Genomic DNA, 21,802 nt, shown 5'->3' with positions numbered 1-21,802 from the left:
AATATGACTCATGAGTTTAAAGAAATAATAGCTTCTTATAAAGAAGCAAAGAAAATAGGAATGCGAGCCGTCATGGCAACAGTTGTTGATATTGATGGCTCGTCTTACCGTAGACCAGGAGTTGGAATGTTGATTCTGGAGAATGGACAGATGACCGGAGCGGTTAGTGGAGGATGTGTAGAAAAAGAAGTGTTAAGGCAAGCTCAATCCGTTTTCGATTCTGGACGAGCTAAGATTATGACGTATAACGGAAGGTATCGTCTGGGTTGTGAAGGTGTTTTATATATTCTGATAGAACCTTTTTTAATTAGTTCTGAAAATATAGATGAAATAGAGTCGTATTTACAATCTCGAACATCTTTTGAGATGAGTTCTTTTTATGCAAAAGAAGAGAATACTAAACTTCTTATGGGATCTACTTTGTCTTTTGATGCTACTCATAGCTTTAGATTCTCAGATAAATTTGAATTATTATCGACAGATATTTCCAGTGGAATTCATTGTTTTAAAAGAGAGATGAAACCATGCTTTCGATTAGTGATTATTGGTTCTGAGCATGATGCAGTAGTATTGAGCGAAATAGCTCATAAAACTGGATGGGAAGTAGCGGTGGTAAATTCTCCAAAAAAACCTAAAACTGTCGACGATTTTCCAGGATCTAATCAAATCATCAATCAATCTCCTGAAGATTTAATAATTGATAAGGTAGATAAACAAACAGCAATTGTATTGATGACACATAATTTCGCGAAAGATCTATTATATCTGCAGGCAATTAAGGATACAAGTCCTGTGTATATAGGTTTGTTGGGACCTTCCAGAAGAAGAGAAAAACTGCTATCTGCATTTATAGAATATTTTCCTGAAGTTACAGATGAGTTTATGGATTGTATTCATGGACCTGCCGGGCTTAATTTAGGAGCAGAAACTCCACAAGAAATAGCTATTTCTATTATTGCAGAAATACTTTCTGTTGTTCGTAATCAGAGACCTATTCCATTACATGAAAAAATAGGAGGTATTCACAGTGATTATTCCAATAATCTCGCTCATAATACAGTGAAAAATCGTTAAAGAAATAGCGCATATCATATTAGCAGCAGGAGCTTCTACCAGAATGGGATCTCCAAAGCAATTGTTACCTTGGAAAGAAGAATCTTTGATAGTATCTGAAATCAAAAAGGTTCAAAAATTATCTCAATTAGAAACTTATGTCATATTAGGAGCTAATTTTGATTTAATTAATAAGGAAATAGAACATTTACCAGTTCGTATTTTGTACAATCAAAGTTGGCAATCTGGAATGGGAACTTCTATAAGCACGGGAGTTCGACATATAATGAGTGCAACGAAGAAATATAAAGCAGTATTAATATCTTTAATTGATCAACCTTTTATAGATCTTGTGCATTTTAATAATTTGATAAAGCATTATGCCGAAAATCCAAATGCGATTGTAGCTACAGCAATGCAAGCTAAAATAGGAGTTCCAGCAATATTTTCTAGTATTTACTTTGAAGAATTATCAGAGCTAAAAGAAGATTTTGGAGCAAGATATATTATTAAGAAATATGAGGATAAGGTTATTACCTTAGATGGTAAAAATAAGACGGATGATATGGACACAATCGAACAATATCGGTTGTTAATTAAAAGGCTAAAAGAGTAATATATCACTTCTTCATATATAAAAGAGAAGGTGTATCTTTGCCCAAAAATTTTGTAATAGATGAGTGACCCTTCAAAATCTGAAGAATTTTATAAAAAATTAAAAGCCCAATTAGCTGATACAGCTCTTTGGCCAACAAACTATTTGTATAAGTTTATCGTTCCTACAGAAACTGAAAAAGTGAATCAGGTAGAAGAGATCTTTAATAATCTTGGTGCTGTGATTACTACCAAACAGTCCAAAAATGGAAAATACACTAGTGTTTCTATAAACGTTCGCATGAAAAACCCGGATCATGTTATTTCTAAGTATAAAGAAGTAGCGGATAAGGTAGAAGGTGTAATTTCTCTATAAAAGGAATATTTTTAGATTCATTTTGAGCATACTAATATTATTTTAGTATTTTGCAAACAAATATTGAGTCGCCTAAAAGTCAGGATATATTACTTACCATTCCTTTTTGTAGATGCTCAAAACTACTACTTATACATTTTATAGACTTTAACAATCATATGAGTATAAATAATTTAGAATATAATACCGAACGGGATAAGTTGATTATTCCAGAGTATGGTCGTCATCTTCAAAAAATGATTGATCAAGCTGTTGAAATAGAAGATAGAGAAGAGAGAAATAAAGTAGCAAAAGCGATTATAGCGGTTATGGGAAATCTTCAACCTCATTTAAGAGATGTTCCAGATTTTCAACATAAACTATGGGATCAGCTTTTTATTATGAGTGATTTTAAACTGGATGTAGAAGCTCCTTATCCTATACTCACAAAAGAAAAGTTAGAAGAAAGGCCGGAGCCTTTAGAATATCCTCAAAATTTCCCAAAATATCGATACTACGGTAATAATATCAAGAGAATGATCGATGTTGCAATAAGTTGGGAAGAAGGAGATTTAAAAACTGCCCTTACATATACAATTGCCAATCATATGAAGAAATGTTATCTCAACTGGAATAAGGATACGGTTGATGATCAGGCAATTTTTAATCATCTTTTGGAATTAAGTGATGGTAAAATAGATCTTCGTAATAGTAGTGAGGATTTAAGTACTTCTACTGATCTACTTAGAGGAAAAAAGAAAAACTATCGTGGAGGTTCTGGAAAAAAGAATTATCGAAGCGGTGGTAATAACCGAGGAAAAAAACGTTATTAACCAAAACATTACCTTAACCAATCAACTTTTATGAGTACTTTTCAGATAGAAGGAGGGCATCAGCTCAAAGGTGAAATTACACCTCAAGGAGCGAAAAACGAAGCCTTACAAATTCTTTGTGCAGTATTATTAACTCCAGAAAAAGTTACAATTTCTAATATTCCAGATATTAGAGATGTAAATAAATTAATAGAGATTCTTAGAAATTTAGGAGTAAAAATTCAGAAACTTGGAAAGGGTAAATATACCTTTAAAAGCGATGAGTTGAATCTAGAGTATCTGGAGAGTGAACAATTTAAGCAAGAAGGAAGTGGATTAAGAGGATCTATAATGATAGTTGGGCCGTTATTGGGCCGTTTTGGAAAAGGATACATCCCAAGACCAGGAGGAGATAAAATTGGGCGTCGTAGATTAGATACTCATTTTGAAGGATTTATCAACTTAGGAGCAGAGTTTAGATATAACAAGGAAGAACGTTTTTATGGTGTAGAAGCCCCAGAAGGTCTTACAGGTACTTATATGTTACTGGATGAAGCTTCTGTTACAGGAACGGCTAATATCGTTATGGCTGCAGCACTGGCGAAAGGAAAAACAACAATATATAACGCTGCTTGCGAACCGTATTTGCAACAACTTTGTAAAATGATTAACTCCATGGGTGGTAAGATTCAAGGTGTTGGATCTAATTTGCTAACTATCGAGGGAGTTGAATCTTTAGGTGGATGCGAACATAGAGTATTGCCTGATATGATCGAGATTGGTTCTTGGATCGGTCTTGCTGCTATGACCAAAAGTGAAATTACGATCAAGGATGTAAGCTGGGATAATCTTGGTATTATTCCAAATACATTTAGGAAACTTGGTATCACTATAGAACGTGTAGGAGATGATATCTACATACCAGCTCATACTGATGGTTATCAAATTGAAAGTTATATAGATGGATCCTTTATGACAATTGCTGATGCTCCATGGCCTGGATTTACTCCAGATTTGTTAAGTATTGTACTTGTTGTAGCTACACAAGCTAGAGGAGAAGTAATGGTACATCAGAAAATGTTCGAAAGTCGATTGTTTTTTGTAGATAAATTGATAGATATGGGGGCTAAGATCATTTTATGTGATCCACATAGAGCAACTATTATTGGTCATGATTTTAAATCTACATTAAAAGCAACCACTATGGTGTCTCCAGATATTAGAGCTGGAATTTCTTTGCTAATAGCGGCTTTAAGTGCAAAAGGAACATCTACGATTCATAATATTGAGCAGATAGATAGAGGATATGAAAATATTGATGATCGATTGAGAGCCATAGGAGCTAAGATTATTAGAATGGACTCATAAGTAAAAGATCTACTTATATTGAAAAAAACAAAAAGAGGAACTAAACTGTTCCTCTTTTTGTTTTAATCCTTTATATTATGGTCACTCTAACTTTTTTCTTTTTAAGTCTGGTATTCGTAACCTGTTCGATTACTTTTTTTGCTTTAGAAGCTTTTACGGCTGCAAAAGCACAATCAGGTTTGATTTCTATAATGCCTAATTCATCTCTGTGTAACTTTCCTTGTTTTATAAAAAGACCAGCAATATCTCCTTTGGATATTTTGTCCCTTCTTCCTCCAGAAATAAATAATGTTTTCCATTCAGATCTATCCGGAATGGGAGCATCAATCAATTCTTCGATTTCCACTTCATCTATAAAATCAGGAAGTATTTCTTCTTCCCATTGCAGGATATAAGCGGTCCCATTAGTATTCATCCTTGCTGTTCTACCATTTCTATGTGTGAATTCCTCACGCTTTATAGGTAGATGATAATGTATAATATATTTGATTTCGGGAATATCAATTCCTCTTGCAGCAAGATCTGTGGCAACGATTATTTGATGTGTTCCATTTCGAAATTTTATTAAGGCTCGTTCTCGATCTTTTTGTTCCATACCTCCATAAAAACAACCATGATCTATCTTGTTCTCTTTTAAAAATGCGCTGACACGTTGTATAGAATCTTTGTAATTACAGAATATAATTCCAGGCTGATTACCAATGTGTTTAATTGTTTTTACTAATACTGGTAATTTGTCTTTAGACTCAGAGATAACTCTTTTTTGCGTTAATTGAGAGGTAGCTTGATCTAGATAATTGATTTTTATTGGATTGTGAAGTCTCACAAAATCAGGTATTGTAGATTCTTGCGTGGCAGAAGTAAGTACTTTTTTCTTGATATTGGGTAATGAATTGATAATCTCTATCATTTCTTTTTCGAAACCTACTTCCAATGATTTATCAAATTCATCCAAAACGATAGTGGTAAGATGAGCGACTGAGATGTTATCCCGTCGAAGTCTATCGGCAATTCTACCAGGAGTTCCAATAAGAATTGCTGGACGATGTTTTAAGTCTAATTTGTCCTGAGTACCCGATCTTCCTCCATAGACAGCATTAATCTTAAATCCTGTTCCCATATCTCTGGCAACTTTTTCTATTTGTATCGCAAGTTCTCTAGACGGAACTACTATAATCGTCTGGATTTCTTGGCAATCAACATCTAGATTGGCCAGGATGGGTAACAGAAAAGCAATGGTTTTTCCTGTTCCAGTTGGAGACAATAAAATGACATTATCGCTGGAACTAATTGCCAATCCTGCTTCTTCTTGCATGGGATTAAGCTTATCTATACCTAGTTTTTTTAAAAATACCTGCTGGTTTTGATCTGTATATGACATTTTGCAAATGTACAGGTTACTGAAAGATTAACGACTGTTTTTCTAACTATTATAAAACTATCTTAATTGATTTTTTAGGATAAAAACTGTAACTTGAATTACACAAATATTTTGAAAATAAAATTATCTCCTTGTGTATTTAGGTGAAAATTCCCTAAATTTATAAAACAGCTAATAATATCTTTAGTGATTTTATCGCTAACAGATACTTCCACAAATCCAAATAGTACAGGCTCGATTAAGATTTTATAATAAGTTTTAAATTAGATATATAATGAAAAGAATTTTAGCGATTGATGATCAGCAACTAATACTATTATCTTTAGAAAAACATCTTACCGATTTGGGATATGAAGTAAAATGTGCGGATAGCGGACAAGAAGGATTACGTCTTTTTGATTCTTTTGACCCTGATCTTATCATCGTGGATATTAATATGGATGGAATGTCTGGTTTAGAAGTTATAGAAACCGTAAAAAGAGAAAAAAAACCTGATGTAAAGGTATTAGTACTTTCCGGAAATAACGATGAAGATACCATCATTAATGGTTTTGATTTAGGGATTGATGATTATATGAAAAAACCACTATCATTGAATGAAGTTTCGGTTAGAATAGGTAGGATTTTAGGGGTGAAGAAAGACAGGATTCCTAGCGATGATTCTAAAGGTAAAATACTACAAAGAAATTGTGTGGGAGTGGTAATTCCGTGCTACAATGAAGAAAAAAGATTGTTAAGTAAGGAATTTATTGATTTTACGAATAGTAATCTAGGATATCATTTGTGTTTTGTTAATGATGGAAGTACAGATGATACACTTAATGTTTTATTAGAGTTACAAAAAGGGAGAGAAGATAATATAAGTGTTTATAATTGCGAGAAAAATGGTGGAAAAGGTGAGGCAGTGAGACAAGGAGTATTACATATGGCAAAAGATAAACAGTTAGATTATATAGGATATCTAGATGCCGATCTTTCTACAGATTTCAAGGATTTTGATGACTTGGTAAAAACAATAGCCTCTTCTGATTTTAAAATTGTAAGTGGATCCAGAATGAGTAGAATGGGAGCGGATATCACCAAGGAATCAGCACGTAAAATAATTAGTAAAACTATTAATCTAATCATTCGTAATATATTGGGTATGTCATTTAATGATACTCAATGTGGAGCCAAAATAATGGATAAAGAAGTATTTAATGAGTTGTTTAAAGAAAAGTTCATTACAAGATGGTTATTCGACGTGGAGATTTTTATGAGAATGCGAAAATTTTATGGAAAGAAAAAAGCAATTTCTTATATATGCGAACAACCTCTTAAAAGGTGGATACATGCTGATGGATCCAAATTATCCATGAAAGACTCTGTGAAAATTGTTGGGCAATTAGGTCAAATAGCATACCACTATAGTTTTAAAAATTAATATGATAAAACCTTATAGGGTTTCTGCTAAATAGCTAGTGATATTAGTTAAGATATTTTCAAACTCCTCTTTTAGTATTTCAGAGGATTCTTTTAGGTTGTCTTCGTATTTTTCTGCAACATCATATCCTTTTTCTAATCCCAAGATACTAATCTTGTGTTTAAGCTTATGCACATCTTCCGCTGCTTTCGTGTAATTTTTTGATTTTATACTCAAAAAATATTTTTCTTTTTCTTCAGGAAACTCTTTTCGAATTACTTTAAATATTTTTTCTTCAAAGACTTTATCTCCGTTAGAGAGTTTAGTAATAAAAGATAGGTTTGGTTGCTCCATAAATCAAATCTATGTTTAGTTTTTAATTGTTTGGCATACAGTTTTTTATAAAGATTGTGTGTTAAGGCTGGGGGAATTTACCTCTAATTTAAGAACAAAAATTAGGAAAAACTACAAGTTTTTATCAAAATATGCCTACGCATATTTATGAATAATAGTTTCGTTTTTTGATTATAAATCACTTTCCATGATCACATGCTATATAGGTTTTTGAATTTAGTTACTAGTTATCTTCCTAGTTATTAACATAAATTACAGTTGTTAACATAGTTATTAACAATTATAGAAAGAAATAACTTACATTTTCATTTTAAATATATAAATTAATTCAATTTTATCCTTAAAAATGTACTTTTAAACAATTTATAAACATTAATTGAACAATATTTTTGTTAAATTGTTAATAACTATGTATATTTAACCTGTTTAATCTTTAAATCACACAGTTATGAATCACCTTTACTCTTCTATTGAGCTTATTTTAAAAAGTGCAGTTGATTTTTTAAGAGATCTTCCCGGGGCATCTAGTTATGCAATCCGTAAATAATAAATTGTTTAGTTGTAGTTTATAAATAGTCGAAAAAGGTTACTTCTTGTAAGTGACCTTTTTTTTGTACCATAAACTCATTCCTCGTGTAATACTTGGTCTTTATATAAATATTTTGTTCTTTCGTTGATATAGCAATACATATTGAAAGATCTAGAAGAAAAAATACGGTCCTTTACACCAGTTAGCGATTCGGATATGGAATTTGGGCTTCAGTTTTATAAAAAAGAAACGTACAAAAAAGGAATGTTTCTTGTAAAACCAGGGCAATATATCCGTAATTTCTATTATATGAAGCAAGGTTGTGCAACCTACTATACCGTAGAAAATGGAGTAACCAGGGTTATGGAGTTTTATACGGAGAATACTTTTTTTACAGATTTATATCCTTATATAGAAGAAATACCTTCAGAATCATATTTGGAGCTTACAGAAGATTCAGTAGTCTATGCGATATCCAAAAGTGATGCATTAAAAGTTTTTGATCATTCTCATGCGTTAGAAAGATTCGGAAGATTGTCCATGCAGAAAGCCTATATCAATAATTTTCAAAAAATTAATCGTATCAAAAATTTATCAAATCAGGAACGATATCTTCAGTTGTTAGAAAAAAGATCTTCTCTTTTTCAACGAGTTCCTCAATATATGATTGCTTCTTACCTAGGATTAACGCCAGTAGGACTTTCAAAAATAAGAAAACGCCTTAGCCAACAATAGAGTTTATTTTTGTTAGATCGAAAACCTAACAAAATCTTAAATTTCTCATTTATTAAACATGTTTAATGAGAATGTATTAAATATTCACGAAATTTAATGAGTTGTCAATAATCAACTTCTTAAAACTTCAAGCAATGGCTAATCAATATGTAGATATAGATACTTTAAAATTCTTTTTATACGACGTTCATAATCTAGAAGAGGTATTACTGCAAGAACGTTTTACCGATCATGATAGGGATTCGTTGAATTTGTTTATAGATTCTGTAAAAGAATTTTCGGATAGAGAACTGTTTCCGTATTTCAAGGAAATGGATGAAAACCCTGCATATCACGAAAATGGTGGAGTAGTGGTGCATAAACAGGTAGAAGTAATGATGAAAAAAGGTGGAGAAATGGGACTCATTTCAGGTACCTTTGACTATGAAGCGGGAGGATTGCAAATGCCTATGATGGTCTATACAGCTTCTGCTTTTATACAGGATGCCGCTAATAATCATTTGCCTGGTTACGTAGGTTTAACACTAGGAGCTGCAGAACTCATCATTCATTTTGCCAATAAAGAATTGAATGACACATACGTTCCCAAGATGTTATCTGGTGATTGGGGAGGAACAATGTGTTTAACGGAGCCCCAAGCTGGTAGTTCGCTCTCTGATGTGGTTACAAAAGCTTCACCACAGGATGACGGCTCTTATAAAATTTCAGGACAAAAAATATTTATTTCTGGAGGAGACCATCAATATGCAGAAAACTTTGTCCATTTGGTACTCGCACGTATTGAAGGAGCTCCAGCAGGAACAAAAGGAATTTCCTTATTTATTGTACCTAAAAAACGACCTGATGGTAAAGGAGGACTTATTAGTAATGATGTTACTACGGTTGCAGATTTTCAAAAGATGGGTCAACGCGGTTATTGTACTACGCACTTAGGTTTTGGCGATGCAGATGATTGTAAAGGCTGGTTAGTTGGTGAAGCGCATCATGGTCTTAAATATATGTTTTTGATGATGAACGGTGCAAGAATCGCTGTAGGAAGAGGTGCGGCGGCAATTGCTACAGCTGCCTATCATGCTTCATTACAGTATGCAAAAGAACGTCCGCAAGGTAGAAAGCTTGCAAGTACCGGAAAAAAAGACCCTGAACAAGGCCAGACTTTAATTATCAATCACCCTGATGTTCGTAGAATGCTTTTATTGCAAAAAGTAGTTGCAGAAGGTTCACTAAGCTTGGTATTGTTAGCTTCAAAATATTATGATCTTAAAGAGACTGTTACAGATCCTTTAGAAAAAGAAAGATATAGCTTATTGTTAGAATTGATCATTCCGATGGTAAAAACATATCCTTCAGAGATGGGAGCACAAGCTGTTTCTAATGGTTTACAGGTGTTAGGTGGATATGGGTTTTGTGCAGATTTTATATTACAGCAATATCATAGAGATATTAGAATATTTCCAATTTACGAAGGGACTACAGGTATACAGTCTCAAGATTTACTCGGTCGAAAGCTTTTAATGGAAAATGGAAAGGCTTTAGAATTACTTACTAAAGAAGTAATGCTAACTATAGAAAATGCATCTAAGTTCGAAGATCTAAGAAAATATGCAAATACCCTTGGAGGTAAACTTCAATTAGCTCAAAAAGTAATTGGATTTTTAGTCGGTTTTGCTAAAAAAGGCGATTACGAAAGGTTTTTATCTGATGCTTCTCCTTTTATGGAATTTTTAAGTAATATCACCCTAGCTTGGGTTTGGCTAGAAACAGCAACTTTTGCTAAGAGCACATTGATTTCTGGCGCTTTAAAATATTCAGAAGAGTTTTATGAAAGTAAAATTCATGCAATGCGGTTTTATTATAAATACGAGTTGCCAAAGACTACTGGATTAGCAGAAATTCTAACGAATGAAGAAGTACTTACAGTAGCAACTGAAAAAGAGATCTTACATTAATTTATCCCACAATTTAAAAATCATTAATTCATTAAACACCTAATGAAGAGTATACAGCAATCATTTAATTTAAAAGGAAAAGTAGCTATTATAACTGGTTCTAGCAAAGGAATTGGAAAATCAATCGCTCAAGGATTGGCAGAATATGGAGCCAAAGTGGTTATAAGTAGCAGAAATCAAGAAGCGGTTGATAACGTTGCAGAAGAATTCAATAACAATGGTTTAGAAGCGATTGGAATTGCTTGTCACATCGGTAAAGCCGATCAACGTAAAGAGCTAATAGAAAAAACCATAGAACATTATGGTGGAGTAGATATTTTGGTAAATAATGCGGCTATTAATCCTATTTATGCTCCAATTGAAGAAGCTGAAGAAGAAGTTTTTGACAAGATTATGGATGTAAATGTAAAAGCACCTTGGCTATTATCTAATCTGGTATTGTCTTCTATGAAAGAAAGAGGAGGTGGTAGTGTAATTAATATAGCCTCTGTAGAAGCTTTGCATCCAGGAGCTGGTTTAGGTTTATACAGTACGAGTAAAGCGGCTTTACTGATGTTAACTAAGAATCAAGCTAAAGAATGGGGACAATATGGTATCAGAGCGAACGTAATTTGTCCAGGACTTATCAAAACTAAATTCAGTGCTGCTCTTTGGCAAAATGAAAAGTTACTTAATAAAATAGAAAAATCATTGCCTTCATCTCGTATGGGAATGCCAGATGAAATGGCAGGGATTGTTTGTTTACTAGCTTCAGATGCCGGAGCTTATATGACTGGAGGAGTGTATACCGCGGACGGAGGTTATATGATAGCAGGTTAATCTTGAGAGATAGATTTTGAAATAATAATTATAGCTAATAATAGAGAGTATATGAATTTCGATTACTCAGAAAAAATTATAGATCTTCAAGAGAGACTTACTTCGTTTTTTGATACACATATTCTGCCTGTAGAAAGAGAAGTCAATGAATTTCTGTATCATCCTGATAATCTTTGGAAACCATGGCCCGGTATGGAATCATTAAAACAGAAAGCCAAGGAAGAAGGTTTATGGAATTTATTTCTACCCAAAGCGTATGGAGATCTAAGTCCTGGATTGTCAAATCTGGAGTACGCTCCTCTAGCAGAAATTATGGGGCGCATTTTATGGTCTTCAGAAATCTTTAATTGCAGTGCGCCAGATACTGGAAATATGGAGGTTTTGGCAAAGTATGGATCAAAAGATCAGCAAAAACAATGGTTAGCACCTTTGTTAAACGGAGATGTTCGTTCTGCTTTTTTAATGACAGAACCTCAAGTCGCTTCTTCGGATGCAACAAATATCGAAACTTCCATTGTGAGTGATGGAAATGATTATGTGATTAATGGAAGGAAATGGTGGTCTTCTGGCGGAATGAACCCTAATTGTAAAATAGCCATCGTAATGGGTAAAACAGATCCACAGGCTCCAAGACATCAACAGCAAAGTATGGTCTTAGTACCTATGAATTCACCTGGATTAAAAATAATTAGACCCTTATCGGTTTTTGGTTTTTATGATTCACCAGAAGGGCATGCAGAGATCTTACTAGAAAATGTTCGTGTTCCCAAAGAAAATTTGATTCTGGGAGAAGGAAGAGGTTTTGAAATAGCGCAAGGAAGACTAGGGCCTGGACGTATTCATCATTGCATGCGTCTTATCGGAATGGCTCAGAGATCTTTAGAGCTAATGTCAAAACGAGCTTCAGAACGTATAGCTTTCGGAAAAACATTTAAAGATTATAGCAGTATTAGACAAGAAATTGCAAAATCGCAATGTGATATTGAGCAAGCTAGATTATTGACACTTTCTGCAGCTGATAAGATGGATAAATTTGGGAATAAATTATCCAAAGATTTAATTGCTATGATTAAAGTAGTAGCTCCTAAAATGGCATTGAAAGTAATTGATAGAGCCATGCAAATTCATGGTGGAAAAGGTGTGGGTCCAGATACTCCATTAGCACATTTTTTTGTTGCTGCAAGAATGCTGAGGTTAGCAGATGGACCAGATGAAGTACATATGTACCAATTAGGAAAAAGTATTATAAAAAAATACGCTGAGTAATATATAAAATCAACGCTTTTTAAAGATTACTATCATGCAAGATGTTCGTAAAGGAGAAGAACTTAATGAAGAAGCATTAAAATCATTTCTACAAAAAAATGACCTTATACAGAGTATCGAGAGTCCATGGAAGGTTACGCAATATACTCATGGCTACTCCAATCTTACATATTTAGTAGCAATAGAAGATAAGGAGTATGTGTTAAGACGTCCTCCATTTGGTGCCATAAAACGAGGACACGATATGGGACGAGAATTTAGGGTTCAATCTGGTATTTATAAAGCGTTTCCAAAAGTTCCCAAGATGCATGCTTATACTGGTGATGAAAGTATTTTGGGATGCCAGTTTTATGTGATGGAAAAAGTGGAAGGAATTATTCTAAGCATTCAAGAAGCAAAAAAGAGAAATATTAATGATACAAGTTTTAAGAAAATAGCAGAATCTTGGTTAGATACTTTTGTTCAATTACATGCGATAGATTATAATAAAGCAGGGTTAGAAGATCTTGGTAGGCCAGAGGGATATGTGGAGCGTCAGGTATCTAATTGGAGTAAGCAATATGTGGCAGCAAAGACTCAAGATGTTCCGGAAGCGCAAAAAGTAATGGAATGGATGGAGACACATCAGCCAAAAGAGTATACATACAGCTTAGTTCATAATGATTTTAAATATGACAATATTGTTTTTAAAGATGAGAATTGGAATGAAGTAAATGCTGTTTTGGATTGGGAAATGGCAACGCTAGGAGATCCTTTAATGGATTTAGGTACATCTTTAGGATATTGGACAATGCAGAGTGATCATGAATTTGTAAAAAAAGGAATTCCTTCACCTACCATAATGGAAGGCAATCCAACTAGAAGTGAAATTGTTCAGAAATATGCAGTGAAAAGTGGAAATACTGTCGATAATCTGATTTTCTATTATGCTTTCGGACTTTTTAAAATTGCAGTGATTGCTCAGCAAATTTACTACAGGTATGATAAAGGATTAACAACAGACCCGCGTTTTGCCCAATTGGATCAGGCATCGGCTTTGTTATGTTCGTTGGCATGGAGGGCAATCCAAACAAAAAAGATTGACTAATACTGGAAAAAATGAGTTATTTAGAGGAAACATACTATTACGATCATCAAAGTGCTGATATTAAAAATATGATACAGGAGTTTGATAATGAAGAGCTAACACAAAAGGAAAAAGCGGTTGGTTTATATCTGAAAGTTAGAGATGGGTGGCGTTATGATCCTTATCATATCCGTTTAAAAAAAGAAGCGTATAAGGCAAGTGCATTAGTAAAAAGAAATAGTGGGCATTGTTTAGATAAATCGATCATATTAATCGCAGGATTACGAGGTCTTGGAATTCCTGCAAGAATACACTTAGCAAAAGTAAAAAACCACATAGGTGTGGAGCGATTGATTGAAAAAATTGGAACGAATGAATTAACACCGCACGGAATGATTAATGTCTTTCTTAATGGAAAATGGTTAAAGGCTTCTCCAGCATTTAATAAAGAGTTGTGCGAAAAATGTAATGTAGCACCACTAGAATTTAATGGAGAAGAAGATTCGATGTTTCAAGAGTTTGATAATGAAGGAGGTGCTTTTATGGAGTATTTAGAGGATTATGGGCATTTTGAAGATGTACCATATGATTTTATTTTAAATAATATAAGAGAACATTACGGCGAAATTTATAATAAGTATGAAGGATTAAAAGAAATAAGATTGTAAATATCAACTTTATGAAAACCTATACTAGTATAACTGAAAAACAATTAAGTGATTTTTTGAAATTACCTATCGCAGGATCTTTTCAAATGATTAATCTATTAAAATTTAAAGGTATTATAGAAGAGCAGGGAATAACTGGAGAAGAAGGCTATGCTGAATATATGAAAGCAGCACTTCCTTTTTTTAAAGCAACAAACGCTGAAATAGTTTACAACGGAAAACCAATCTACGAATTAATTGGACCTGCAGATACTTTAGAATGGGACAAAATACTAATTGTACAATACGAAAGTAAAGAAGAGTTTATAGGAATGATTAGTCACAAGGCGTATCCGATGGAAATGAGAAGCAGATCCTTATTAGACTCTCGTCTTATTTTATGCGCAAATCATTAAGAAACAACTTCAACAAAAATAAAGGAATATGCAAGTACAAAATAAAATAGTTATCGTAACAGGAGCAGGTTCTGGGATTGGAGCTGCTACCGCAAAACATTTTGCAAAACATAAAGCAACGGTAATAGTATCGGATATAAAAGAAGGAAAAGCAAAACGTACAGCGGATCAAATACTGGATGAAGGAGGAAAAGCAGCAGTGATTCCAGCGAATGTGGCAAGTTATGAAGAGGTAGAAACTCTTATTGCGAAAACAGTTGATCAGTTCGGGCAGTTGGATGTAATGGTTAATAATGCGGGAATTGGCCCTAGAAATATGTCTAAAACAGCAGAATATACATTGCAAGACTGGGATAATGTAATTGCCGTCAATCAAACAGGAGTGTTTTATTGTATGAAATTAGCATTACAGCAAATGATGAAACAAGGTTATGGAAATATTGTAAATATAGCTTCTCTGGCTGGTCTAAAAGCATCATTAAACAACCTGTCATATAGTGCTAGTAAGTTTGCTGTAGTAGGAATGACAAAATCAGCTGCATTAGAATACGCTACGAAAAACATTAGAATTAATGCAGTATGTCCGGGTTATACAGAATCTGCACTACTTAATAAATTATTATCTGTGCGACCAGATATGGACGATATGCTTAAAAGTGTAATTCCTATGAAGCGATATGGTCAAGCAGAAGAAATAGCAGAAGCAGTAGTGTGGTTAGCATCTGATGCTACAAAGTTCATAACAGGACAAACCATAACGTTAGATGGAGGAACGTCTTTATAAACAAATTTTAAGATAAACCATTGATACAGAAAAGAACTAAACTAATAGAGAAATAAAACAATACACATGAATAAACAAATCATCTTAAAAAATAGACCAGAAGGATTACCAGATGAAAATACTTGGGAATTGCAAAATAAAGCTATTCCAGAACCAAAAGAAGGTGAAGTTCTAATACAACATCATTATATATCATTGGATCCTGCAATGCGAGGTTGGATGCGAGAAGGAAAATCATATATTGAACCAGTAGAGTTAGATGATGTAATGAGAGCTGGATCTATAGGTAAAGTGGTAACGTCAAATAATCATCCAAAGTTTAAAGAAGGTGATTTTTTAACAGGCTGGGGTGGTGTTCAACAGTATGTAGTAACGAATGGAGAAAATTGGTATCCCGTGGATCCAAGCTTAGCGCCTTTACCAATGTATATCGGAACTTTAGGTATGCCTGGAATGACAGCGTATTTTGGTATTCTCGAAGTTGGTAAGATTAAAGAAGGAGATACTGTTTTAGTTTCTGGAGCTGCAGGAGCTGTTGGTAGTATTGTAGGTCAAATAGCTAAAATTAAAGGATGCCGTGTTATTGGTATAGCAGGAGGGGCTGAAAAATGTAAATACATAAAGGAGGTATTAGGTTTTGATGGAGCTATAGATTATAAGTCTGAAGAAATTTATGATGCAATCAAAAGAGAATGTCCAAAAGGAATTGATGTTTATTTTGATAATGTAGGAGGTGAAATTTTAGATGCGGCTTTATCAAGACTTCGAATGCATGCAAGAATAGTCATTTGTGGAGCCATTTCTCAATATAATAATATGAATGATGTAAAAGGCCCCAAAAATTATTTGTCTTTATTGGTAAATAGAGCAACTATGCAAGGAATGGTTGTCATGGATTATGCTAAGGATTACGGGAAAGCAGCTAAAGAAATGGGAGGCTGGTTAGCACAAGGGAAGTTAAAAAGTAAAGAAGATGTCTATCAGGGAATAGAAAATTTCCATGATACTTTTTTGCGCCTTTTTTCTGGAGACAAAATGGGGAAACTAGTTCTAAAGGTTATAGAGGAGTAATTATGAAGGCTATTATATGTAAAAAATATGGACCTCCTTCTGATTTGGTTTTTGAGGATATAGAAAGTCCGAAATTAAAGAAAGATGAAGTTCTTATTCAGATAAAATCTTGTGGGGTTAATTTTCCCGATACCTTGATTATTCAAGGATTGTATCAGTTTAAACCAGAATTACCATTTGTTCCAGGAAGTGATGTTGCTGGAATAGTTAAAGAAGTGGGTAGTGAAGTGAAACATTTAGAGGTTAATGATGAGGTTTTTGGATTTGTGATGAAAGGCGGATATGCGGAGGAAGTGGTAATGCCAGCGAATTTGTGTTTTAAAAAACCTCAAAAAATGTCATTTGAAATAGCCTCTTCGTTTATGATTGCATATGGGACATCTTACCATGCATTAAAAGATCGAGTAAATCTAAACGAAGGAGATACTTTATTAGTTCTGGGAGCTTCTGGAGGTGTAGGTCTTGCAGCTGTGGAATTAGGGAAGCTAATGGGCGCTAAAGTAATTGCAGCCGCTTCTTCCGAGGATAAGTTAAAGCTATGCAAGGAGTATGGTGCTGATGAGGTTATTAATTATGCTACCGAAGATCTTAAATCTAAAGTAAAAGAGTTAACAGATGGCAAAGGAGTAGATGTGGTATACGATCCAGTAGGAGGAGACTATTCAGAAATAGCATTACGTTCTATGGCTTGGGAAGGACACTACTTGGTGGTGGGTTTTGCAGCTGGTTCTATTCCTAAAATCCCTTTAAATTTACCTTTGTTAAAAGGATGTTCAGTTGTTGGTGTTTTTTGGGGTAGTTTTGCGATGAAGAATCCTAAAATGAATATGGATAATACGATGCAATTAATGAAATGGCTCGAAGAAAGAAAATTGAAACCTCATATTCATAAGGTATATGAATTAAAAGATGCTTCTAAGGCTTTAGAGGAAATGATAAATCGTAAGGTAAAAGGGAAAGTAGTGATTCAGTGTTCTTAATGATATCGATATAATTAATGAAAAGATGAGATTAAAAGATAAAGTAGCTGTTGTTACAGGTGGAGCCAGAGGAATAGGAAAAGCAATTTCTACCTTATTTGCAAGTGAAGGTGCTAAAGTAATTATTTGGGACCTTTTGGAAGCAGGTAAGGATTTGGCGAGTGCTATAGCTGATCAAGATCAAGTAGCTGAGTTTACAAATATTTCTGTAACTGATAAAAATGGAATTGAAATAGAGGCTGAAAGAATATATCAAAAATATGGAAAGATTGATATATTAATTAATAACGCAGGAATAACCAAGGATCGTACATTACATAAAATGAGCGAAGCCGAATGGGATGCTGTTATAGATGTAAATCTTAAAGGAGTTTTTCTCTGTACTCAGGTTATTTCAAAGTACATGAAAGAAGCTGGCTACGGTAGAATAGTTTCTGCAGCATCGAATGTAGGGCTAAGAGGAAACTTTGGACAGACAAATTATTCGGCAACTAAAGCTGGCGTGATTGCCATGTCTAAAACATGGACTATGGAGCTTGGAAAATATGGTATTACGGCGAATGCTTTAGCACCAGGTTTTACGCTAACAGAAATGACTGATCAAATCCCCAAAGAGCATATTGATGGAATAAAATCACAAATACCATTACAAAAAGCTGCAACACCAATGGATATTGCGTATGGATATTTATATTTGGCTTCTGATGAGGCTTCTTATGTGTCAGGTATCTGTTTGACCATAGATGGAGGCATTTCTAGGTAAATGAATCTATACGTAAATATATGGAACAACTTATTTGTAAAAACTTTGAAGAGTTTAAAACTCATAAAGGAAAGACCTTGCCAATTGGAGAATGGGTTACTGTTACTCAGGAAATGATTAATTCTTTTGCGGATGCAACACAAGATTATCAGTGGTTACATGTGGATTTAGAGCGTATTGAAAAAGAATCACCATTTAAAAAACCTATTGCTCATGGCTTTTTATCGATTTCACTGTTGTCCAAGATGCTAATGGATCTTGTGATTGTTGAAAGTTTGGAAATGGGGGTAAACTATGGTCTTAATAAAGTTAGATTCCCACACCCTGTTATTGTTGATAGTAGGTTACGATTGCATAGTAGTATTGCAGAGGTAGAGCCATATACAAAGAAAGGATTAAAGATCACTTGGGATTGCTCTGTCGAAATCGAAGGCGTTAGAAAGCCTGCCTGTGTAGCAGAATTTGTTTCATTGATGTTTGAAAATCAAGAATAATATTATTTAGATAGTAAAAACTTATAAAATTGTTATTTATATTTGGAATAGATCTAAATAACAATTAATTTTGCTGTTGGAATATGGAATTACTGTTTGCCTCAAAATATTATACTTCTTATCAGTCTGCTGAAGAACGTTGTTTTTATATTGATTTTGGTCATAAATTGATAAAGGTATCGTTTTGTCAATTATTGAGTCTTCGATATAAGGCAAAACAATTATCTGCCCAAGAACATATAGAATATATGCTTAATCAGGGTGACACCACTCTTTTATTGTTCTGTGATAAACAGCATGTATTATTATTGGATACACTTCAGGTGTTAGATTTTGTGGATCTGATTCATGGAACATTCACGATGATAGAATTGCAAGATATTCTTGTTACCGTCTAATCTTACTTATATTTAGACTTTTTATAAATTGATATCGCTATTATTTTCTCTTTCTTTTTTTGTTTAATTTTAAATTAAAATTAATTGACAAAACACACGAGAAATGGAAAATATAGCGAGAAAACAGATTAGTATCAATTTAGAAGTAATGGATTTGCTTAATGCGCAAATTGCAAAAGAGCAACATGCATCATCTGTATATTTGGCGATGGCCTCTTGGTGTGATCAAAAGGGATTACTTAAAAGTGCTGATTTTTTCTACAAACAATCTGAAGAAGAAAGAGAGCATATGATGAAGATTTTTAAGTTCATCAATGATGCTGGAGGAGCGGCGTATTCTCCAGAAGTTTCCAATTTGTCAAATGCTCATGAATATAGTTCTTTAAAAGAAGTCTTTGAAGCAACCTTAGAACAGGAAATTAGTGTTACTAAGTCTATCTATAACATTGTTGCTAAATGTAGAAAAGTAAATGATTTTGGAACTGAAAACTTTCTACAATGGTTTGTAGAAGAACAAATGGAAGAGGAGCAAACAATAAGAGATATCTTAGATATGATAGATCTTATGGGAGATATGCCTTTAAAATTTGTAGATGAAAGAATTCCGACAGAATAATTAATAAATCATTTCTTTATTTTACTATTCCTTCTGGTAAGGAATAGTAAAATAAAATATACTACCTATATCCTTTGTGCTATCCAGCCAGATACTGCCACCTAGCATTTCGCTGTATGCTTTAGCAATGGATAAACCGATACCAGCACCTTCAATAGCATAATTGTTTTCAATATCAGCTTGCACAAAGCGTTCAAAAATTGCTTTTTGTCTATCCTTAGCAATTCCCATACCAGTATCTTTTACATAAAACTGTAAAAAATCACCCTCTAATTCATATCCAAATGTAATAGAACCTTCTGGAGTGTATTTAAGGGCATTTTTGACCAGATTAGTAAGGATTGCATTAAACTTTTCTTTATCTGTTTTAATAATGGAATCACTATCAGGTAGTCCGTTTTTAAATGAAAGATCTAGGTCTTTTCTATCTGCTTCAGGTTTAAAGAAATTATATAAATAAGCTACTTGTTCATTTACATTTAAATCAGATAGGAACACTTTTACCTGTCCAGATTCAATTTTAGAAATATCGATAATATCTCTAATGATGTTTAGCATTCGAGCACCACTCTCTTCAATTAAACTGATGTATAGTTGTTGTTCATCACCGGTTAGTACAGGCTCTTTTAATAACTCGGCAAATCCTAAGATTCCATTCATAGGAGTGCGAATTTCATGACTCATATTGGCAAGAAATGCAGATTTTAATCGATCACTTTCTTCGGCTTTATCTTTTAGTTTGTTCAGTTCTATTTCGTAGAGTTTTAAATCTGTGATATCTGTAGTAGTTCCTACATAACCGATTACTTCTCCTTTTTCATTATATTCTGGAATTGCTTGACCTAATACCCATTTAATTGTTCCATCAGGGCGTAAAAAACGATATTCTGCATGAGAAGAATCTTTTTTCTTAGAATCTTGATACCATCCTTGTTTTAGTTTTTTTCGATCTTCTGGGTGAACAGCTTTTAACCACCCGTCATTCAAAGCTTCTTGCTGTGGAATTCCTGAAGTCTGGCACCATTTTTCATTTACAAAAGTAGTTTTTCCATTAGCCTTTGTCATAAAAATACCTACCGGAGAAATATCAGTTAGTGTTTGATACCTATTTTCACCTAGCTGAATTACTTTTTCTGCTTCTTCAAATTTTTGACGGTAGGTTAGTGAATGATATACATCTTTAAAAGTAGCGTAGGTATTTTCGTTGATTTCTTTTTGTATGTATTTTAAATACACAGTAAAAATAATCCCATAGTAAAAACTCATAGTAATTTTAGAAGCTAAACCAGATATTAAAAAAGATAGCATACTACTGTTGTTCCAAAATCCTACAACACTAAAGAGAATCGCATCGAAAGTGAGGATAGTAAGCATTGTTAAGAATATGCGAAAGAATAGATTTTCGATATATTTAGAAATGTATTCATACACGAAAATGAGTAATATAGAATCAACAAATAATAATACTGTGCCGTAAATCAACAAAAAGATATTGGTGTTAAAAAAATCAGAGATCATCTTAAAAGACACCTGATGTATCTTAGAGTCTTGTAGGTTGATGCTAAATAACAGTAATAAAATTACAATCATTAAATTTGCAATGACTAAGGCATAAATAAGTCTTCTAGTTAGTAATGCATCTTCCTTTATATAAAATATTAAAACTGAAAATAGCGTAACAGAAAAGAGTACAGAAGAGCCAGGAGAGACAGTTATACCATCATATATTTCGAAATACATAGTAGTCGCGGTGAATACCTGTATGAATTGAAACATCCCAAGTGCGGTAAAAAGTAAACCATTACCAGTGACCTTACGAAAATGGAATAATATCAATACCAATGATGAGACAACAAACCCTTGTAGTAGAAAAACTGATATTTGATAAAAATTAATAGCTTCCATAGAACATAATTAATCATCCTAACTTTCATTGAAAGAAAGAAATTT

At 33.5% G+C, this 21,802-nt stretch carries 23 protein-coding genes; 20 read left to right on the top strand and 3 right to left on the bottom strand.

What is annotated here, in order from left to right; translation table 11 throughout:
• Nucleotides 1-3 precede the first annotated feature (3 nt).
• The 5 genes from ABD077_RS12955 (at nt 4) to murA (ending at nt 4,182) form a co-directional block, all read left to right on the top strand.
• Nucleotides 4-1,074, top strand: a complete 1,071-nt coding sequence (locus tag ABD077_RS12955; protein WP_343912722.1) for an XdhC family protein — start codon at nt 4-6, stop codon at nt 1,072-1,074.
• Nucleotides 1,067-1,669 (top strand): nucleotidyltransferase family protein, encoded by a 603-nt coding sequence (locus ABD077_RS12950; protein ID WP_343912988.1) that lies wholly within the window; start codon nt 1,067-1,069, stop codon nt 1,667-1,669. The genes ABD077_RS12955 and ABD077_RS12950 overlap by 8 nt, the downstream gene beginning before the upstream one ends.
• A 60-nt stretch (nt 1,670-1,729) precedes the next feature.
• Nucleotides 1,730-2,023 carry a DUF493 family protein gene (locus ABD077_RS12945; protein WP_299600752.1) on the top strand — a complete coding sequence of 98 codons (294 nt, stop codon included), beginning with the start codon at nt 1,730-1,732 and terminating at the stop codon, nt 2,021-2,023.
• A 158-nt stretch (nt 2,024-2,181) separates the two neighbouring features.
• Entirely contained in the window at nt 2,182-2,835 is a 654-nt protein-coding gene (locus ABD077_RS12940; protein WP_299600754.1) for a DUF4290 domain-containing protein, read from the top strand.
• Between the two features lie 30 nt (nt 2,836-2,865).
• Entirely contained in the window at nt 2,866-4,182 is a 1,317-nt protein-coding gene (murA, locus tag ABD077_RS12935; RefSeq protein WP_299897499.1) for a UDP-N-acetylglucosamine 1-carboxyvinyltransferase, read from the top strand.
• Between the two features lie 70 nt (nt 4,183-4,252).
• On the opposite strand, the gene ABD077_RS12930 is transcribed toward murA, so the two are convergent.
• Nucleotides 4,253-5,563, bottom strand: a complete 1,311-nt coding sequence (locus tag ABD077_RS12930; RefSeq protein WP_343912721.1) for a DEAD/DEAH box helicase — start codon at nt 5,561-5,563, stop codon at nt 4,253-4,255.
• A 274-nt stretch (nt 5,564-5,837) separates the two neighbouring features.
• On the opposite strand from ABD077_RS12930, the gene ABD077_RS12925 reads away from it, so the two are divergent.
• Complete coding sequence (locus tag ABD077_RS12925; protein ID WP_343912720.1) at nt 5,838-6,986, top strand: response regulator; 1,149 nt, start codon at nt 5,838-5,840, stop codon at nt 6,984-6,986.
• Nucleotides 6,987-6,998: 12 nt separating this feature from the next.
• Here the strand turns inward: ABD077_RS12925 and ABD077_RS12920 are convergent, their stop codons facing one another.
• Nucleotides 6,999-7,319: an Hpt domain-containing protein gene (locus tag ABD077_RS12920; protein ID WP_343912719.1), complete on the bottom strand. Its 321-nt coding sequence runs from the start codon at nt 7,317-7,319 to the stop codon at nt 6,999-7,001.
• A 691-nt stretch (nt 7,320-8,010) separates the two neighbouring features.
• Between ABD077_RS12920 and ABD077_RS12915 the strand changes: the two genes are divergently transcribed.
• From ABD077_RS12915 to ABD077_RS12850, 14 genes are all read left to right on the top strand, one after another.
• Nucleotides 8,011-8,583, top strand: a complete 573-nt coding sequence (locus ABD077_RS12915) for a Crp/Fnr family transcriptional regulator (RefSeq protein WP_343912718.1) — start codon at nt 8,011-8,013, stop codon at nt 8,581-8,583.
• Nucleotides 8,584-8,717: 134 nt separating this feature from the next.
• Nucleotides 8,718-10,532, top strand: coding sequence for an acyl-CoA dehydrogenase family protein (locus ABD077_RS12910; protein WP_343912717.1), 1,815 nt, complete (start codon nt 8,718-8,720; stop codon nt 10,530-10,532).
• Between the two features lie 42 nt (nt 10,533-10,574).
• Nucleotides 10,575-11,351: an SDR family NAD(P)-dependent oxidoreductase gene (locus ABD077_RS12905; protein WP_343912716.1), complete on the top strand. Its 777-nt coding sequence runs from the start codon at nt 10,575-10,577 to the stop codon at nt 11,349-11,351.
• 51 nt (nt 11,352-11,402) lie between these two features.
• A complete protein-coding gene (locus ABD077_RS12900) occupies nt 11,403-12,617 on the top strand; it encodes an acyl-CoA dehydrogenase family protein (protein WP_343912715.1) in 1,215 nt (404 codons plus the stop codon).
• Between the two features lie 34 nt (nt 12,618-12,651).
• The gene (locus ABD077_RS12895) at nt 12,652-13,704 is read left to right on the top strand and encodes a phosphotransferase family protein (protein WP_343912714.1); all 1,053 of its coding nucleotides are present in this window, start codon (nt 12,652-12,654) and stop codon (nt 13,702-13,704) included.
• A gap of 11 nt (nt 13,705-13,715) precedes the next feature.
• Entirely contained in the window at nt 13,716-14,351 is a 636-nt protein-coding gene (locus ABD077_RS12890; RefSeq protein ID WP_343912713.1) for a transglutaminase-like domain-containing protein, read from the top strand.
• A gap of 11 nt (nt 14,352-14,362) precedes the next feature.
• On the top strand, nt 14,363-14,746 hold the full coding sequence (locus ABD077_RS12885) for a hypothetical protein (RefSeq protein ID WP_343912712.1): 384 nt from the start codon (nt 14,363-14,365) through the stop codon (nt 14,744-14,746).
• 28 nt (nt 14,747-14,774) lie between these two features.
• Nucleotides 14,775-15,530, top strand: coding sequence for an SDR family NAD(P)-dependent oxidoreductase (locus ABD077_RS12880; protein WP_343912711.1), 756 nt, complete (start codon nt 14,775-14,777; stop codon nt 15,528-15,530).
• Between the two features lie 66 nt (nt 15,531-15,596).
• Nucleotides 15,597-16,601, top strand: a complete 1,005-nt coding sequence (locus ABD077_RS12875; RefSeq protein WP_343912710.1) for an NADP-dependent oxidoreductase — start codon at nt 15,597-15,599, stop codon at nt 16,599-16,601.
• A gap of 2 nt (nt 16,602-16,603) precedes the next feature.
• Entirely contained in the window at nt 16,604-17,581 is a 978-nt protein-coding gene (locus ABD077_RS12870; RefSeq protein WP_343912709.1) for an NADPH:quinone oxidoreductase family protein, read from the top strand.
• 25 nt (nt 17,582-17,606) lie between these two features.
• Nucleotides 17,607-18,344 (top strand): 3-oxoacyl-ACP reductase FabG, encoded by a 738-nt coding sequence (gene fabG, locus ABD077_RS12865; RefSeq protein WP_343912708.1) that lies wholly within the window; start codon nt 17,607-17,609, stop codon nt 18,342-18,344.
• A gap of 20 nt (nt 18,345-18,364) precedes the next feature.
• Nucleotides 18,365-18,838, top strand: coding sequence for a MaoC family dehydratase (locus ABD077_RS12860; RefSeq protein WP_343912707.1), 474 nt, complete (start codon nt 18,365-18,367; stop codon nt 18,836-18,838).
• An 83-nt stretch (nt 18,839-18,921) separates the two neighbouring features.
• Nucleotides 18,922-19,236, top strand: a complete 315-nt coding sequence (locus tag ABD077_RS12855) for a hypothetical protein (RefSeq protein ID WP_343912706.1) — start codon at nt 18,922-18,924, stop codon at nt 19,234-19,236.
• A 103-nt stretch (nt 19,237-19,339) separates the two neighbouring features.
• Nucleotides 19,340-19,852: a ferritin gene (locus ABD077_RS12850; RefSeq protein ID WP_343912705.1), complete on the top strand. Its 513-nt coding sequence runs from the start codon at nt 19,340-19,342 to the stop codon at nt 19,850-19,852.
• A gap of 24 nt (nt 19,853-19,876) precedes the next feature.
• Here the strand turns inward: ABD077_RS12850 and ABD077_RS12845 are convergent, their stop codons facing one another.
• Nucleotides 19,877-21,757: a sensor histidine kinase gene (locus ABD077_RS12845; protein WP_343912704.1), complete on the bottom strand. Its 1,881-nt coding sequence runs from the start codon at nt 21,755-21,757 to the stop codon at nt 19,877-19,879.
• Nucleotides 21,758-21,802: the final 45 nt, after the last annotated feature.

The organism is Aquimarina litoralis (genome assembly GCF_039523995.1).
GTDB classification, from domain to species: domain Bacteria; phylum Bacteroidota; class Bacteroidia; order Flavobacteriales; family Flavobacteriaceae; genus Aquimarina; species Aquimarina litoralis.
The sequence above is the reverse complement of the archived record's forward strand: the minus strand, read 5'-3'. Positions and strand labels throughout refer to the sequence as shown.

Excerpts from the sequence above, each read along its gene's own strand:
- ABD077_RS12955 (WP_343912722.1), top strand. The coding sequence starts at position 4 with ATGACTCATGAGTTTAAAGAAATAATAGCTTCTTATAAAGAAGCAAAG.
- ABD077_RS12945 (WP_299600752.1), top strand. The coding sequence starts at position 1,730 with ATGAGTGACCCTTCAAAATCTGAAGAATTTTATAAAAAATTAAAAGCC.
- ABD077_RS12940 (WP_299600754.1), top strand. The coding sequence starts at position 2,182 with ATGAGTATAAATAATTTAGAATATAATACCGAACGGGATAAGTTGATT.
- murA (WP_299897499.1), top strand. The coding sequence starts at position 2,866 with ATGAGTACTTTTCAGATAGAAGGAGGGCATCAGCTCAAAGGTGAAATT.
- ABD077_RS12930 (WP_343912721.1), bottom strand. The coding sequence starts at position 5,563 with ATGTCATATACAGATCAAAACCAGCAGGTATTTTTAAAAAAACTAGGT.
- ABD077_RS12925 (WP_343912720.1), top strand. The coding sequence starts at position 5,838 with ATGAAAAGAATTTTAGCGATTGATGATCAGCAACTAATACTATTATCT.
- ABD077_RS12920 (WP_343912719.1), bottom strand. The coding sequence starts at position 7,319 with ATGGAGCAACCAAACCTATCTTTTATTACTAAACTCTCTAACGGAGAT.
- ABD077_RS12910 (WP_343912717.1), top strand. The coding sequence starts at position 8,718 with ATGGCTAATCAATATGTAGATATAGATACTTTAAAATTCTTTTTATAC.
- ABD077_RS12905 (WP_343912716.1), top strand. The coding sequence starts at position 10,575 with ATGAAGAGTATACAGCAATCATTTAATTTAAAAGGAAAAGTAGCTATT.
- ABD077_RS12900 (WP_343912715.1), top strand. The coding sequence starts at position 11,403 with ATGAATTTCGATTACTCAGAAAAAATTATAGATCTTCAAGAGAGACTT.
- ABD077_RS12895 (WP_343912714.1), top strand. The coding sequence starts at position 12,652 with ATGCAAGATGTTCGTAAAGGAGAAGAACTTAATGAAGAAGCATTAAAA.
- ABD077_RS12890 (WP_343912713.1), top strand. The coding sequence starts at position 13,716 with ATGAGTTATTTAGAGGAAACATACTATTACGATCATCAAAGTGCTGAT.
- ABD077_RS12885 (WP_343912712.1), top strand. The coding sequence starts at position 14,363 with ATGAAAACCTATACTAGTATAACTGAAAAACAATTAAGTGATTTTTTG.
- ABD077_RS12880 (WP_343912711.1), top strand. The coding sequence starts at position 14,775 with ATGCAAGTACAAAATAAAATAGTTATCGTAACAGGAGCAGGTTCTGGG.
- ABD077_RS12875 (WP_343912710.1), top strand. The coding sequence starts at position 15,597 with ATGAATAAACAAATCATCTTAAAAAATAGACCAGAAGGATTACCAGAT.
- ABD077_RS12870 (WP_343912709.1), top strand. The coding sequence starts at position 16,604 with ATGAAGGCTATTATATGTAAAAAATATGGACCTCCTTCTGATTTGGTT.
- fabG (WP_343912708.1), top strand. The coding sequence starts at position 17,607 with ATGAGATTAAAAGATAAAGTAGCTGTTGTTACAGGTGGAGCCAGAGGA.
- ABD077_RS12860 (WP_343912707.1), top strand. The coding sequence starts at position 18,365 with ATGGAACAACTTATTTGTAAAAACTTTGAAGAGTTTAAAACTCATAAA.
- ABD077_RS12855 (WP_343912706.1), top strand. The coding sequence starts at position 18,922 with ATGGAATTACTGTTTGCCTCAAAATATTATACTTCTTATCAGTCTGCT.
- ABD077_RS12850 (WP_343912705.1), top strand. The coding sequence starts at position 19,340 with ATGGAAAATATAGCGAGAAAACAGATTAGTATCAATTTAGAAGTAATG.
- ABD077_RS12845 (WP_343912704.1), bottom strand. The coding sequence starts at position 21,757 with ATGGAAGCTATTAATTTTTATCAAATATCAGTTTTTCTACTACAAGGG.